Origin of the sequence: Kangiella spongicola (genome assembly GCF_003194565.2) — a bacterium.
GTDB lineage: Bacteria > Pseudomonadota > Gammaproteobacteria > Enterobacterales > Kangiellaceae > Kangiella > Kangiella spongicola.
This window is the reverse complement of sequence record NZ_QICH01000002.1, coordinates 158093-173077: the sequence shown is the minus strand read 5'-3', so window position 1 is coordinate 173077 and position 14985 is coordinate 158093. Positions and strand designations below refer to the sequence as shown.

At 42.8% G+C, this 14985-nt stretch carries 14 protein-coding genes; 9 read left to right on the top strand and 5 right to left on the bottom strand.

What is annotated here, in order from left to right:
* The first annotated feature begins 9 nt into the window (after positions 1 to 9).
* Entirely contained in the window at positions 10 to 867 is an 858-nt protein-coding gene (locus DL796_RS06395; RefSeq protein ID WP_110200886.1) for a PHP domain-containing protein, read from the top strand.
* An 11-nt stretch (positions 868 to 878) separates the two neighbouring features.
* Positions 879 to 1502: an L-threonylcarbamoyladenylate synthase gene (locus tag DL796_RS06390; protein WP_110200885.1), complete on the top strand. Its 624-nt coding sequence runs from the start codon at positions 879 to 881 to the stop codon at positions 1500 to 1502.
* Positions 1503 to 1546: 44 nt separating this feature from the next.
* Here DL796_RS06390 and DL796_RS06385 read toward each other — a convergent pair whose 3' ends face one another.
* The 3 genes from DL796_RS06385 to DL796_RS06375 all read right to left on the bottom strand — a co-directional run bounded on the left by DL796_RS06385 (position 1547) and on the right by DL796_RS06375 (position 4750).
* Complete coding sequence (locus DL796_RS06385) at positions 1547 to 3700, bottom strand: alpha/beta hydrolase family protein (protein WP_110200884.1); 2154 nt, start codon at positions 3698 to 3700, stop codon at positions 1547 to 1549.
* Complete coding sequence (locus DL796_RS06380) at positions 3700 to 4245, bottom strand: hypothetical protein (protein ID WP_110200883.1); 546 nt, start codon at positions 4243 to 4245, stop codon at positions 3700 to 3702. The genes DL796_RS06385 and DL796_RS06380 overlap by 1 nt, the downstream gene beginning before the upstream one ends.
* Positions 4246 to 4387: 142 nt before the next feature.
* Complete coding sequence (locus DL796_RS06375; RefSeq protein ID WP_110200882.1) at positions 4388 to 4750, bottom strand: DUF1428 domain-containing protein; 363 nt, start codon at positions 4748 to 4750, stop codon at positions 4388 to 4390.
* Between the two features lie 206 nt (positions 4751 to 4956).
* Here DL796_RS06375 and DL796_RS06370 point away from each other — a divergent pair, with 206 nt between their 5' ends.
* From DL796_RS06370 to ppk1, 6 genes are all read left to right on the top strand, one after another.
* Positions 4957 to 6174 carry a tryptophan--tRNA ligase gene (locus tag DL796_RS06370; protein WP_110200881.1) on the top strand — a complete coding sequence of 406 codons (1218 nt, stop codon included), beginning with the start codon at positions 4957 to 4959 and terminating at the stop codon, positions 6172 to 6174.
* A 56-nt stretch (positions 6175 to 6230) separates the two neighbouring features.
* Positions 6231 to 7160 (top strand): segregation and condensation protein A, encoded by a 930-nt coding sequence (locus tag DL796_RS06365; RefSeq protein WP_110200880.1) that lies wholly within the window; start codon positions 6231 to 6233, stop codon positions 7158 to 7160.
* Entirely contained in the window at positions 7157 to 8062 is a 906-nt protein-coding gene (gene scpB, locus DL796_RS06360) for an SMC-Scp complex subunit ScpB (protein WP_110200879.1), read from the top strand. The genes DL796_RS06365 and scpB overlap by 4 nt, the downstream gene beginning before the upstream one ends.
* 118 nt (positions 8063 to 8180) lie before the next feature.
* Positions 8181 to 8684, top strand: coding sequence for a response regulator (locus DL796_RS06355; RefSeq protein WP_265090354.1), 504 nt, complete (start codon positions 8181 to 8183; stop codon positions 8682 to 8684).
* 88 nt (positions 8685 to 8772) lie between these two features.
* Positions 8773 to 9669, top strand: coding sequence for a 23S rRNA pseudouridine(2605) synthase RluB (gene rluB / locus DL796_RS06350; RefSeq protein WP_227593002.1), 897 nt, complete (start codon positions 8773 to 8775; stop codon positions 9667 to 9669).
* 113 nt (positions 9670 to 9782) lie between these two features.
* Entirely contained in the window at positions 9783 to 11843 is a 2061-nt protein-coding gene (gene ppk1 / locus DL796_RS06345; protein ID WP_110200877.1) for a polyphosphate kinase 1, read from the top strand.
* Here the strand turns inward: ppk1 and DL796_RS06340 are convergent.
* Both DL796_RS06340 and DL796_RS06335 read right to left on the bottom strand, forming a co-directional pair.
* On the bottom strand, positions 11837 to 13387 hold the full coding sequence (locus tag DL796_RS06340; protein WP_110200876.1) for a Ppx/GppA phosphatase family protein: 1551 nt from the start codon (positions 13385 to 13387) through the stop codon (positions 11837 to 11839). The two genes, ppk1 and DL796_RS06340, sit on opposite strands and share 7 nt — an antisense overlap.
* Before the next feature lie 22 nt (positions 13388 to 13409).
* Positions 13410 to 14165, bottom strand: a complete 756-nt coding sequence (locus DL796_RS06335) for a YciK family oxidoreductase (protein ID WP_110200875.1) — start codon at positions 14163 to 14165, stop codon at positions 13410 to 13412.
* A 125-nt stretch (positions 14166 to 14290) separates the two neighbouring features.
* Between DL796_RS06335 and pdsR the strand changes: the two genes are divergently transcribed.
* Positions 14291 to 14983 carry a proteobacterial dedicated sortase system response regulator gene (gene pdsR, locus DL796_RS06330; RefSeq protein ID WP_110200874.1) on the top strand — a complete coding sequence of 231 codons (693 nt, stop codon included), beginning with the start codon at positions 14291 to 14293 and terminating at the stop codon, positions 14981 to 14983.
* Positions 14984 to 14985: the final 2 nt, after the last annotated feature.

The window sequence follows — 14985 nt, the reverse complement described above, 5'->3', positions numbered from 1 at the left end:
ATCAAGACCATGCTACGTGATTTACACAGCCATACTATTGCTTCTGACGGCAGTTTAACACCTCTTGAGCTCTTAAAGCTTGCACAAGAGCGTGGGGTCGATGAGTTGGCGATAACCGATCACGACTCTGTGGAGTCGCTCGATGAGGCGTTGAGTTTAGCTGAACAGTTTAATCTTTCAATAGTCCCTGGTGTTGAGATTTCTGCTGCTTGGGGCAAGAAGAAAGAAGAAACAGTTCATATTGTCGGTTTGCAAGTTGACCATAAACACAACGGTCTCCAGCAGTTTTTAAAGGCTATTCAAGACAAGCGACGCGAACGTGCGCTGACTATGGGTAAAAAACTCGAAACTGCCGGTGTTAAAGGTGCGCAGCCAGATATTGAGTATATGGTGGATAATCAGCCAATGGTGTGTAGAACGCATCTGGCTCAGTACCTGCTGGAGTTCGGTGCGGTAAAAAACTTTGGTGATGCTTTTAAGAAGTATTTAGCCAAAGGCGGACGAGCCTATGTGCCGGATGAATGGTTTGATTTAGAAGATGCCACGGCTATGATTCGTCAGGCAGGCGGCATCCCGGTTCTGGCCCATCCAACTCGCTATGGCATGGGCTCAAACAAGTTGAAGCGGCTGATTGAAGAGTTCAAAGCGGTAGGCGGACTTGGCATCGAAACGTGTTATCCTAATATACATCCTGGTCAAAAAAACTTACTGGCCGATTGGAGTAAACAGTTTGAGCTCTATGCATCGCAAGGTTCAGACTTTCACTCGCCAGATAAGCCGTGGGCCTTACTCGGAAAGTTCGCCCCATTACCAGAGTATGTGGTTCCTGTTTGGACGTCGAGTGCTTGGACTAAAACTAAAGACTAAAAGAAAAAATTATGACAGAACTCATTCAAATACATAATCAAAACCCACAGCCAAGGCTGATCAGCCAAGTGGTAGCACAGATACGTCGAGGCGCACTAATTGCGTACCCGACAGACTCAGGTTATGCCTTGGGTTGCCTCATTGGCGACAAAAATGCGATTGAGCGTATACGCTTCATTCGTGACCTCGATAAAAAGCACAATTTCACGCTCGTGTGTCGTGATCTTTCTGAGCTAGCGACTTACGCCAAGGTAGAAAATACGGTCTTCAGACTGGTTAAAAATAATACGCCAGGACCCTATACCTTTATTCTTAGAGCAACCAGCGAAGTGCCTAATCGCCTAAAACACAGCAAGAAGAAAACTATCGGAATCCGTGTGCCAGAAACACCGATTACTCAAGCTTTGCTAGAAGACCTAGGCGAACCTCTGATGAGCACCAGCTTAATATTGCCGCAGCAAGAAGATGGCGAAGTGCTTGAACCTTATGAGATATACGAACTGCTCAACGGGCGTGTCGATGTGGTTATCGATGGTGGCTATTGTGGGCACGAACCCACAACAGTTGTTGACCTCACTTCGGGCTACCCTGAAATCATGCGCCATGGGGCTGGTGATGTTTCAGTGTTTGAGTAGAGCATGATCACACGCTTGGGTGCGATCATGCCGACTTTAGGGTATTAGAAATCGTAGACTCCAAGTCTTCTTAAGTATTTGGCTGCTTCTTCGCTACCGTTGCTATGAGCCAAGCGAAGGTATTTTTCAGCTTCATCATGATCTTTCTTAAGATAGTAACCATGATAATAAATAAGGCCTAGTAAAAAATAATCTTCGGCTATAACCGTCTTATTTTTCTTGGTTATAGTTAATTCTGGGCTAATGTGCTTGTTTAAGAAATCCACAACTGTGATTAGCTGATGTCTATCTCCAGCCCAGTCGGGGTGACCGTGCCCTGAGTGCAGATACTCATAATAATCAACTTCAGCCTGTCCTATTTTGTTCAATACATAATCAAGTCGTCTGCTATGCTCTGGGTGAGCAATCTCATCATTTTTGCCTGCAAATAAAAGTGTTGGGACTTTGATTTGGTCGGCCTTGTATAAAGGTGAGTTTGCTTTTAGTTCTTCGTATTTGGTATCAATATCCCCAACAACAAAGCTTATCGCATCTTTTACATCTTCAGAGTGATGTAAGTTTGAGGCACTATAGAGCAACGGGAGATCAAATACGCCAAACCCTGAGATGGCACACTTGTATGTACCGGGGTAAAGAATCGTTGAAGTGATCGCTGAATAACCACCGTAACTTTTCCCGTATATACATACCTTATCCGAGTCAATAAGAGGTAGGCTTATAGCTTTGCTAACAAGCTTGTCAATATCCGCCTCGATACCTTTACCAAACTGTTCACGACCAGCGCTCATATATTTTTTTCCATAACCTGAGCTTCCTCTGAAGTTGATAGTTAATACCGCGAACCCACGGTTAACCAAGAACTGAACTTCTCTATCAAACTCGTTAAGGTCTTGAACCCCAATAGGACCTCCATGTGGCATAACCACCATAGGCATTTTCTTAGAGCTATCACCTGTATAAAGGAATCCCTCTACCTTATTTCCTAAATCATTGGTTGTGGTCAGAATATCGGCTTTTGTGAATGAGTATGGGTACAGGTCTGGCATCGAGCTTTGAAGGAACCTTAGCTTATCATTGGCTAAATTATAGTGATAGAACCTTCCTGGGTTTGATGCATCGTGTGCGAAGATTAAATAATCGCTTCCAGTAACAGAGCGGTCAATAATAAAAACTGATTCTAACCCTATTTTTTGGACTAGTTTAGATTGGAAATCATTACTACCTTTGTCAAGAAACTTCTGCTTGTTCAAACCGCGGTCTGCATAAGATACTGATATTAATTTTTTTTGTTCGCGGCTATAAGTTGCTGCTTTTACATCGTAGTATTCAGATTCATACAAGACTTCGACGTCTTTCTGAGTTTCTATGTTAAACAGGACAACTGCTACCTTATCTCGATTAATATTCGATAAGGCCACAATGTGACTGTCGTCAACTTTTGTAATTGGTGTGAATACATCAAGTTTTGAGTAGTTTTTTTCTTCACTTGTATTCTTATTAACCCTAAAGAACTCTTTCCAACTTCCAGTTTTTGAGTCGTAAACAGAGTATGTATTATAATCATCGTATGACTGACCTATCATTTCTAGTTCATAGGTGCTGTCTGAGACATAAAACTTATAGGTATCTTCGAGGTCTTCACTGAGGTTTCGAAACGTACTAAATATCTTTTTATGGTTCTTCGAATTATGTTTGATATTTCGTAGTTTACTTAAATCGAGCTCTAATAAATCAAGTTTCTTTTCTTTAGCATTTAGCTTCGCTAGAAGTGCTTTGTCTTCTACACCAAGCATAGGGTTAACAAGAATCCCTAGGCCTCTAATATCATAGTAATCAATTTCAAAATCATTATCTTTGAAGGTGAAGTCTATAATTCTAATATAGTAGGTATTAAATGTGCCTAGAAACGATACGTAAGCCGTATCTTTATCAAGCCAGTCGTAATCTAAGATTCTTTTTCTGTCAGTGGTTGTAAGTTTGAATACTTCCGCAGCTTGTTTTGAGCCCGCCCCAAAAGCAAACAACTGCTGATAACCATCGATAAAGCTTTTGCCAAGCAGCGTTTTACCGTCAGGCGAAATTGCAAAGGATTGATACTGCTCTGATACAAACATTTGATTTGCTGGAATAAAATCGGAGCTGTTCGCAGAAAAAGTAACAAGCAGTAATAATAGTAAGGGGGCTAGTTTTATTTTCATTATTCTTCTCCCTTCAGTGAGTCAAGGTATGTTAGAAATTCATCATCAGGCCCATCTTTTGAATATACTAACCCATACCTAGTAATAAGATCTTGGTAGTTTTCTTGTAAAAATTCTAAAGCTAGAGTGGTGCTATTTTTGATTTGGACTTTATAACCTGAGCCAACTTTATCGATATTAAAATGACCAATATAATTAACTTTATTGGGCTTAATATTGATCTTCCAGTTTGCATCCTCATCAGAGCCAAGGTTTATATAATAATATTTACTATAAATCTTTGCTTTAGTGATGTCATAAGTGCCTGCTGGGAAGCTTGTAACGACATAATTATGTTTGTTGTCATACAGATTATGCTCTAGTTCAAATGTACTAGGGCCCGAGAACACTAAACTGTGAATAGCTGTGTCTGAGTCGTAGGCTATAACTACAACTCCCATATTAGACTCTGGTGTGAGCTTTTGGTCATTAGTGAAGTTACTTAGTTTCGATACGCAGCCTGAAAGCAACAATATGAACAATGGTAAGACAGCATATTTTTTCATTATTATATCCCTTGTATATTTTTAATTTTTGTGAGTATACCGTAAGAGATTGTTAATGTTTAGTTTTTATACAAGAGGGGGTATGGACTCAACTCAGAGCGTTGCTAAGTCTCATAAAGGACTGCAGTTTTATGATACTACTTTATAATTCGACGATTGGCTTGAAGCCTCCCCAGAACATTCGCATTCCATCGAATGGTAAGTTTTTTGGAACCATCATGTCGGCGAGGCGTGGGTCTTTCATCACTTTTTCGTTGATTTCGTCACGTGCTTGTCGTGATTCATAGAGGATGTAGGAGAAGACAACGGTTTCGTTGTCTTTGAGTTGTACGCTTTTGCCAAAGGAGGTGATTTTGCCTTCTGGAACATCGTCGGCGACTGATTCCATAACTTTTAAAGCACCGTATTCTTTCCAGACTTTCCCTGCTAATTTCGCCATTTTAATATATTCGTCTAACTTGTCTTTAGGTACTGGGACGACATAACCATCAATATAGAGCGACATTTTTATCTCCTTATGCGGAATTTTGTAAGTTTCAGTGTGTTGCTGATAAGGGGTTGAAGTCAAGGTGTGTTTAAAAATTATACAGAATAAGGTGTGTGAATAGGATTTGCTGCGTGTCAAATACAGAAATATAGCGTTTTCGATTGTTCTCGTTATAATGGACAATCTTATAAATTTAGATAAAAAGTTACTTCAAAGGATATCCATTGAGTTCTATATCAGTTGGCCAAAAGCGCGTTCTATCCGGCATGCGTCCTACGGGACCATTACATTTGGGGCATTACCATGGGGTTTTAAAGAATTGGGCACAAATGCAGCATGAGTATGAGTGCTTCTTCATGGTGGCTGATTGGCATGCCTTGACGACAAATTATGACGATACCTCTAAGATTGAAGGCTATGTTTGGGATACGGTCATTGACTGGTTGGCAGCGGGGATAAACCCAAGTGCGTCGACCATCTTTGTACAGTCTAAAGTGCCTGAGCACGCAGAGCTTCACTTGTTAATGTCGATGACGACTCCTTTAGGTTGGTTGGAACGAGTACCTACCTATAAAGAGCAACAAGAAAAGTTACAAAACAAAGACTTATCGACTTATGGCTTTTTAGGTTATCCATTATTACAAGCGGCTGATATTTTGGTGTATCGTGCAGGCAATGTACCTGTCGGCGCTGATCAGGTTCCGCATGTAGAAATGACGCGTGAAGCAGCACGACGTTTTAACCATTTCTATGGTAAAGAACCTGGCTTTGAAGAAAAAGTCACGGCGGCCATCAAGAAGATGGGTAAGAAAAATGCGAAGCTTTACAATAGCTTGCGTAAAAAATTCCAAGAAGAAGGCGACCAAGCGGCTTTAGAAACGGCTCAAGCATTAGTCGAAAGTCAGGCGAACATCTCGCTTAACGATCGTGAGCGTTTGTATGGCTATTTAGATGGTGCCGGTAAAGTGATTTTGCCTGAGCCGAAGGCTTTATTGACGCCAGTGTCTAAAATGCCTGGTTTGGATGGACAAAAGATGTCTAAGTCTTACGGTAACGCCATTTCTATGCGTGAACCGCGCGAATCAGTAGAGAAGAAGATTCGCACCATGCCGACGGATCCTGCGCGTGTCAGACGTGATGATCCGGGAACGCCAGAAAAATGTCCTGTGTGGGAGTTCCACAAGATTTACTCTCCAGAAGAAGTTAAAGAGTGGGTGCAAAAAGGCTGCACGACAGCGGGTATTGGCTGTGTTGAGTGTAAGCAACCTGTGATTGATGGTGTTTGCGCGGAACAGCAGCAGTTCTTAGAGCGTGCTAAAGAGTATGAGGAAAGCCCTGAAATTATTCGTAATATCGTTTCGGAAGGCTGTGATCGTGCGCGTGATGTGGCCCGCGAGACGATGGATGATGTGCGTCAAGCTATGGGCTTGTCTTACAAATAAACTATTAAGCACCCCTTGATGGCTAAGGATATTGATAATTGACTGAGAAACCATAAATGACTGAGCAAAACGGCGAGACAGAACAGCAGCAACAGACTGAGCATGAACAGCCAGCTGTTGATCATGTGCAGGAAGAAATGCCGTTTGCTCTAGTCGATGGTGAGCAAGTCGAGGAATTTCCTCAAGATTTATACATTCCACCAGATGCCCTAGAAGTTTTCCTTGAAGCTTTCGAAGGGCCCCTCGATCTACTGCTTTATTTAATTAAGCGCCAAAACGTCGATATTCGTGATATTCCGATCGCTCATATTACAGAGCAATACATGGAATATGTTGAGTTGATGAAGGCGATTCAATTAGAGTTAGCGGCTGAATACCTGGTTATGGCGGCTATGTTAGCTGAAATTAAAAGTCGTGTTTTACTGCCGAGACCTCCAGCTGAGGATGATGACGAAGAAGATCCGCGAGCGGACTTGATTCGTCGTTTGCAGGAATACGAACAATTTAAGCAAGCCGCTGAAGATATTGATGAGCTACCTCGGATGGGGCGTGATGTGCATCAAGCTAGCGCTAAAAAGCCTGATATGAATATTATCAAGCCAGAGCCTGAGGTGGATATGAAGGAGCTTCTAATCGCACTTCGTGATGTCTTAAGAAGAGCTGAAATGTTCTCGAGTCACCAAGTGAAGTTCGAGGCTTTATCTGTGCGTGAGCGCATGGGTAAGGTTTTAGAGCGCCTATCTGCTCAGTCCTTTACCGATTTCTCTAAATTATTTGATCCAGAAGAAGGCCGTTCAGGGGTTGTCGTTACATTCTTGGCGATCATGGAGCTGGCAAAAGAGTCTCTCTTAGAAATTATTCAAAGTGATAACTATGGACCAATTCATGTTCGGGCTAAAGTGGGGACTAGCCATGAAGATGAAGGTGAAAACGAGTCCATTGATGAAAAGTTAGCGAAAGTAGAAACCACAAGCGATCAAGCATGAGTATGAATATAGATAAAATAAAATGCATCATTGAAGCGGCGCTTTTAGCTGCGGGTAGCTCACTATCGAAAGACAGACTGGTTGAGTTGTTCGCTGAAGAAGAGAAAGTTAAAACTTCGGACGTCACTAAAGCCCTAGATATTCTTCAAAAAGAATGTGAGGGGCGCGGTGTTGAACTGGTGGAAGTCGCTACTGGATTTCGCTATCAAGCGCGGCAAGATTATGCTGAGTGGATTGCACGACTGTGGGAAGAACGCCCTTCGCGCTATTCGCGAGCTTTACTGGAAACTTTATCTTTAATTGCTTACCGCCAACCAACTACTCGTAGTGATATTGAGCAAGTTCGTGGTGTAGGCGTGAGTTCATCGATTGTCAAAACCTTGCTAGAGCGTGAGTGGATTCGTGTGGTGGGGCATCGCGATGTGCCGGGTAAACCGGCCTTGTACGCCACAACCAAGCAGTTTTTGGATTACTTTGGCTTAAAAAGTCTGGACGAGCTACCTTCTTTGGCAGAGATTAAAGATCTGGATAATCTTAACCCTGAGTTAAAGTTTGATGGCGAAGACGATGATACTCAAGCTGATGAGTCCACTAAAGCCGATAATTCTGAGTCATCTGAAGGAACTGAGGCTAGTCTTGAGACAAGCGATGAAAATCAGCCTAACGATTCTTCTGCTGAAGCAGAGACTGGTGGCGAAGATGAGCCTGTCGAATCATCTGAGAGCCAAAGCGACTGTGGTAGTGACGCTATAGACAATGGTGATTCTGAGCAAACTGATGAGCCACAAGAACCCGCAAGCGACTTAGCAGATGAGGGGGAGCAGGGGGATAGCTCAGACCTTGGTTCAAGTGAAGGGGAAGAAGAAAGCGACATAAGCTTAAAGCCAACCGAGCTACATTAAGCATAATAAAAAAGCTAATAACTGAGTAGCTGATCGTGGTTTTTGTGTTCAGTTTCTGTATATAATTTTGATATTAATAACGATATAACGCGCTACACAGCGAACATTGGGGGTTGGCTTGGGCTTTTTTGATAAAATCCGTTCCACATTGTCATCAGGACAGACTGAGTCAAATGACGAGTCGAATCATTCTGATAGGCGTCGCAACGAACGCATTAATGCACGACCGGGCACTAAAATGCTCATAATCGATGACTCAAAAACCGTTTGTGTCATGCTTAAGAAAATGCTGGTACAGAACCAGTACGAAGTAGGCGTTGCCCTCGATGCTGAAACTGGATTGAAGTTAGCCAAACAGCATTTACCTGATCTTATCTTCCTTGACATCGTTCTTCCTGGTATCAATGGCTTCCAAGCATTACGCGAGCTACGCAAAGACCCGAAAACTGAAAATATTCCGGTCATCATGATCAGCGGTAACGTTATCGCTACTGAAAAGTACTATGCTGAACGAATTGGTGCTGACGACTTTATGAAGAAACCTTTTTCTCGATACGAGGTTTTTCATCGAATAGAGAGCTTTATTGGTCCGGATAAGCGCATCAGACGGACAACTTCGTAAGTAATCCATTAAAATAACTTCAGTTACCCTCGACTGTAGGCTCCTAAAGGCCTAAAATTGCATCAATATTGATTGATCAAGGCCCCTTATGTCTAAAGAACGAAACGCGTCTAAAGAAAAGAGCATGTCTAAGCAGGAGCGAGAGCAGAAGCCAAGAAGTGAGTCCAAGTCACGCTCTGAAAAGACCGAAAAACTCCAGAAAATACTTGCTAACGCAGGCTTAGGCTCGCGTCGTGAGCTGGAAAAATGGATTTCTGATGGACGTGTGAGTGTTAATGGCTCTATCGCCAGTTTAGGAGAAAGGGCTAGCGACAAAGATACCATTCGAGTTGATGGTCGTGTCGTTAAGATCAAACCTTCCGACGAAGTTTACACCCGTATTATCGCTTACCATAAGCCATTAGGTGAGGTTTCTACGCAAAAAGATCCAGAAGGTAGGCCAACGGTATTCGAAAACTTGCCTCGAACTAGTTTTGGTCGCTGGATTAGCATTGGGCGCTTGGATATTAACACCACAGGCTTATTGCTGTTCACAAACAATGGCGAGCTTGCGCATCGTTTAATGCACCCGTCGTATCAGGTTGAGCGTAAGTACGCGGTACGTGTTCATGGTGAAGTTACCGATGAGATGATTAAAAACCTGAAAGATGGTGTACTCATTGATGGTGACTTATGTAAATTTAACTTCATCCAGCCAGGTGGTGGCGAAGGTGCTAATCAATGGTTTGATGTGGGCTTATCTGAAGGTAAAAACCGTGAGGTTCGTAAATTGTGGCAGTCGCAGGAAGTTGATGTTTCGCGCCTAATACGCATCGAATATGGGCCAGTTGAGCTACCTAAAAGCTTAAGTCGAGGTCGCTGGATGGATCTGACAGCGGAGCAAATTACTAAAGTGGCAGAGCTTGTGAATCTTGATGTGAATCCGCGTAAAGAGCAGCCCAAACATAAAAGTAGCCAGCGTAAAAATATTTGGAGAAGGCACTAAGTTCTCCGTAGCAAAAGCCACTTCGTAGTTAATACCTAGTGGCTTTTTTGTATTGAGCTTTTAAGAGTTTACGCAAAGAGCCAAAACTCCTATCTTTTGGTAAGCTAAAAAGGATGAACTTTAAAGACCCTAAATTTTACTTAAACCGTGAGCTTAGCTTACTCGCTTTTAATCGCCGAGTATTACAGCAGGCTCTCGATCCTACTATTCCTCTTCTCGAGCGTATTCGCTTTATATTTATTTGCAGTAACAATTTAGATGAGTTCTTCGAAGTTCGCGTAGCGGGATTACGTCACGATTTGGCACGTGGCAATACTAAGCCGAGCCTAAACGGTGCCTCTGCAGAGGAAGTCTTAAAAGAGATTAACCTGCGCGCGCATCAGCTGGTTGATGAGCAATATCGAATTTTCAATGACGAGTTGTTGCCAAAGTTGGCTGATGAATCCATTCAGTTTTTACCTGCTGATGAGTGGAGTGAAGCCCAGTGTAAGTGGCTAAAGAATTACTTTAAGCATCAGGTTATGCCTGTTATTAGCCCTATAAGCCTCGACCTAACTCATCCATTTCCGCGTTTGGTCAATAAGAGTCTTCATTTTCTATTACATTTACACGGCAACGATGCTTTTGGTCGAAATTTAGAATATGCAGTACTCCACATGCCTCGTTCGTTGCCTCGAATTATTGAACTGCCAGAAAGTGTTGGTGGCTCCAAACAGCATAACTTTGTGTACCTATCATCAATTGTGTCGGAGTTTGCTCAAGACTTATTTCCTGGCATGGATATTCATGGTTGTTATCAGTTCCGCCTGACGCGAGATAGTCATTTGTTGCTAGAGGAAAACTCCAACGAAGACTTAGCAAGTGCTTTAAAACGAGAGCTCCAATCCAGAAACTTTGGTGCTGCGGTTAGGCTCGAAGTTGGGAAAAGCTGCCCAGAAAAAATCGTGAGCTTTCTTCTGCAAAAGTGCAACTTAACCCCTGAAGAACTTTATCGAGTCGATGGTCCCGTTAATTTAAATCGTTTAATGCTATTGCCTGATCTTGTCGATCGGCCAGACCTAAAGTTCGATGGCTTTACGCCGAAAACACCTGAAGTTTTACATCGTCGTGACATTTTTGAAGTGTTATTAGAGCAAGACCTATTGTTGCACCATCCTTATGAAAGCTTCCAGCCAGTTGTTGAATTCGTACGGCAGGCAGCTAAAGATCCGAATGTTTTAGCAATAAAGCAGACTTTATACCGAACTGGTAGTCAGTCTTCTATTGTTGAGGCTTTAATCGAAGCATCTCAAGCAGGTAAAGAAGTCACCGCTGTTGTTGAACTCAGAGCGCGATTTGATGAAGCGGACAATATAGAGTTAGCGCAGAAGCTACAAGAGGCGGGTGTATTAGTGGTTTATGGGGTTGTGGGTTATAAAACTCACGCCAAAATGACCTTGGTGGTGCGTAAGAATCAAAAGCGCAATGCGTTACAGCGCTTTGTGCACCTTGGTACCGGTAATTATCATGCGGGAAATGCACGCTTATATACGGATTATAGCTTGTTAACGACTAACGTTGATATTTGTGAAGACGTGCATAAGGTCTTCCAGCAGTTGACCGGCATGGGCAAGGTTTACGAATTAAATCAGCTATGGCACGCGCCTTTCACACTGCATAAAAACCTGCTTAAAGCTATTGAGCGTGAAACCAGTAACGCTGGTAATGGCAAGGAAGCTAGGATGATCATCAAGCTCAATTCATTAACTGATCAGTCGTTGATTGAGGCGCTGTATAAGGCTTCTAACGCAGGAGTCGAAATTCAACTTATAGTAAGAGGAATTTGCTGTTTATCGCCTGGTATTAACGGTTTATCGGATAATATACAGGTACGCTCAATTATTGGCCGCTTCTTAGAGCACTCAAGGGTCTATTATTTTTATGATGATGGAAAGGAGCATTTATACGCCGCTTCTGCGGATTGGATGGAGCGAAACTTGTATAACCGGGTTGAGACTTGCTTCCCGATCCTTCAAAAGGACTTAAAGCGTCGAATGGTCAATGAATTAGAAATGATGCTTAGCGATGTCGAGCAGAGCTGGATTCTTCAGGCAAATGGGGATTATCAGTTATTCTGTAGAGGTAAACCCGAGAAAAAAGTGCAGCAGTTATTATTAGATAAACTGTCTTACTGAGAATGATCGATCTCAATTGCTAGCTGGATTTTATGGTAATCCCAATAAGCGGATTCTCGTTGTAATTCAGCGATGATCAGCTGCTGTTCATCCGCCCAGCTTTTAGGGATTCGAATTAATAGCTGGTGATTGTCTCCGGCTATAAACTCCAGATCTTGAATATTGTGGCTGTCACGTTTGACGTTGAAAATGATCGCTAACCTTAAAATCTGAACTACGGATAGCAACGCTTCTTTCGGATCGTATTTATTGTCGAGTTCATCGATATGCAGCTTTTTCTTTTGGTTAGCGATAATAGCGGCCAACGAGTCTTTCGTTTGCTGACTGAATCCTGGCATATCACCGTATCGCACGATATAAGCGCTGTGCATTCTTAGCTTTGAAAAACTGATGGAAAGGCCAATTTCGTGTAACTGACAAGCCCAATCTAAATAATTCTTATAGATTGGATCGTAAACACCCCAAAAATCGGCGACTTGGTCGAAAATACATTGCGCACTTTGTTGCACTTGCTTGGCATGCTCTTGGTCAACGTTAAAACGATTCATAAGGCTTTGTGCCGTCTGGTGACGAATATCGTTACCTTTTAACTCTTCTACCAATTCCAGCAATAGTCCTTCGCGCAAGGAAGCATTGGCGACATGCATCTTATCGATACCCAAAGTCTCGAAGATGGCGTAGAGAATAGCGACACCACAGGCAAAAGTGCTTTTACGGCTTTCCGTAAGCACAGAGAAATCCACTTTTTCAAAGTCGCCAATTTCGATGAGTTTCTGCTTAAGAAATTTCAAGTGTTCAAGGGTTATAACGCCTTGGGTAAGTCCTAAGCTTTCCAGCACATTGTAAATAGACTCAATACTGCCAGAAGAGCCCAAGCAATGATCCCAAGACTCGCTTCTATAAAACTTTTTTACCTCTGATATAGCAATAGAGGCATTGATAATAGCTTTGTTAAAATTTTCTTCGGTAATTTGATTATTAGGGAAGCATTTTTTCGTGGTGACGCAACCTACCTCTAAGCTATCTAAGATTTCAGATGTGAAGTTCTCACCGAGTATGACTTCTGTGCTACCACCGCCAATGTCGATGACCAAGGCGCGTTTTAAGTCGGGATGGTTGTGTGATACACCGTCATAGATTAAGCGAGCTTCTTCACGTCCCGGAAGAATATCGATAGGGTGGTTGAGAATAGACTCCGCTTGCTTAATGAAATCGGCTGCATTTTGCGCCTTACGAAGGGTGTAGGTGCCGACAATCGCCACGTACTCAGGAGCTATGTCCTGAATTCTGTCAGAGAATAGCTTCAAACAGTTTAAGCCACGTTCAATAGCTTCAGCAGAAAGCAGGCCATCCTTATCAAGGCCAGCAGCCAGCTGAACTTTCTCTTTCAGCCGACTGATGACTCTTAATGTGTGTCCATCAAACTCTGCAACCGCGAGATGAAAGCTGTTGGAGCCAAGATCAAGCGCTGCAAATTGCAGAGGCACAACAGGTTCAAGACTGCTAGAGTCTGTTTCTAAAACCTTATTCGTCAAAGCGCTCAACGATCAATCCTTGTTATTCATGTTAAGACTTCTTAATAAAGTCTCTGGCATTAATGGCTTGGCCGTTGGCATTAGCCGAGGCGTCGTCCATCAGCCACAGGTAAGCTGGCATAATGTCTTCTGGTGTTGGCAGTGTTTGTGGGTCTTCGCCGGGATAAGCATTGGCACGCATTTTAGTACGTGTAGCACCAGGGTTGATGCTGTTAACGCGAACACTACTGGTTTCCAATTCATCAGCAAGTGTTTGCATCATGCCTTCGTTAGCAAACTTTGAAGCTGCATAAGCGCCCCAGTAAGCACGGCCTTGGCGACCAACACCTGAAGAGGTGAATACCAATGATGAGCTTTCTGATTTTTTTAATAATGGAATACAGTATTTCGTTAATAAAAATGGTGCATTAACGTTAATCTGCATGACGCGGAACCAAGTTTCTTCGTCAAAGTGTTCGTAGGGACTTAAGAGGCCAAGATCGCCTGCGTTATGGAGTAATCCATCTAAGCGACCAAACTCTTTCTCGATAACTTCTGCGACTTTTTGATAAGTTTCAGGCGAGTTGTCCTGTAAGTTGACCGGTAGATAAGCTGGCTGTGGATAGCCTACCGCTTCAATCTCATCATAAACCTTCTCTAGCTTACGGGTATCGCGCGATAATAATATAACCGTTGCACCACGCTTGGCGTATTCTAAAGCAACTTCTTTACCGATTCCGTCGGTAGCGCCTGTGACAAGAATGACCTTGTCTTTAAGGAAATTATCACTGGGTTGGTAGTTTTGCATCAAAAAGTCTTAAATCGGTGGATTATTAGGTGAAGTTATTTTACCTTACTTAGGACATATACCCAATCGACAATTTACCAGTTGGTCGGGGCAATTGAAAGACCAGTAAATCATTAGGAAAACCCATGGCTAAGCGAATCGCAGTCGTAGAAGACGAACCTTTATTACAACAAAACTACAGTATGGCGCTCAAAAAAGCAGGCTACGAGGTGGTGGTTTATGAAAGCAAACAAGAAGCTGAGAAAGCTTTTGCAAACCGCTTGCCAGATTTAGTCCTGCTCGATATTGGTTTAGGTAATGAGCAGGAGGCTGGATTTGAGATATGCCGGGGCTTACGACAAAAGTCGACGCAGCTACCGATTATCTTTTTAACGGCCTTGGATAGCGATCTGGATATTATTTCAGGGCTACGCTTAGGAGCTGATGATTATTTAACCAAAGATATTAGTTTGCCACATTTGCTTGCTCGAATTTCAGCGTTGTTTAGACGCCTAGACTCGCTGCAAACTGCGCCTAATGCGAGTGCTATCCATGAAGTTGGCTCGCTAGAGATTGACAATGAAAGGCTTAGCGTTAAGTGGAACGGCCAGCTGGTGGACTTAACGGTCAGCGAATTTTGGATTGTTAATGCTTTAGTATCGCGTCCTGGGCATGTGAAAAACCGCGAACAGCTGATGCAGGCCGTAAAAGCGGTGGTTGATGATAGTACGATCACCTCTCACATCAAGCGTATTCGACAAAAGTTTCAGCGAATCGATAAAGAGTTCGACTCGATTGAAACTGTTTATGGCATGGGTTATCGCTGGAATCAGGCTTAAGA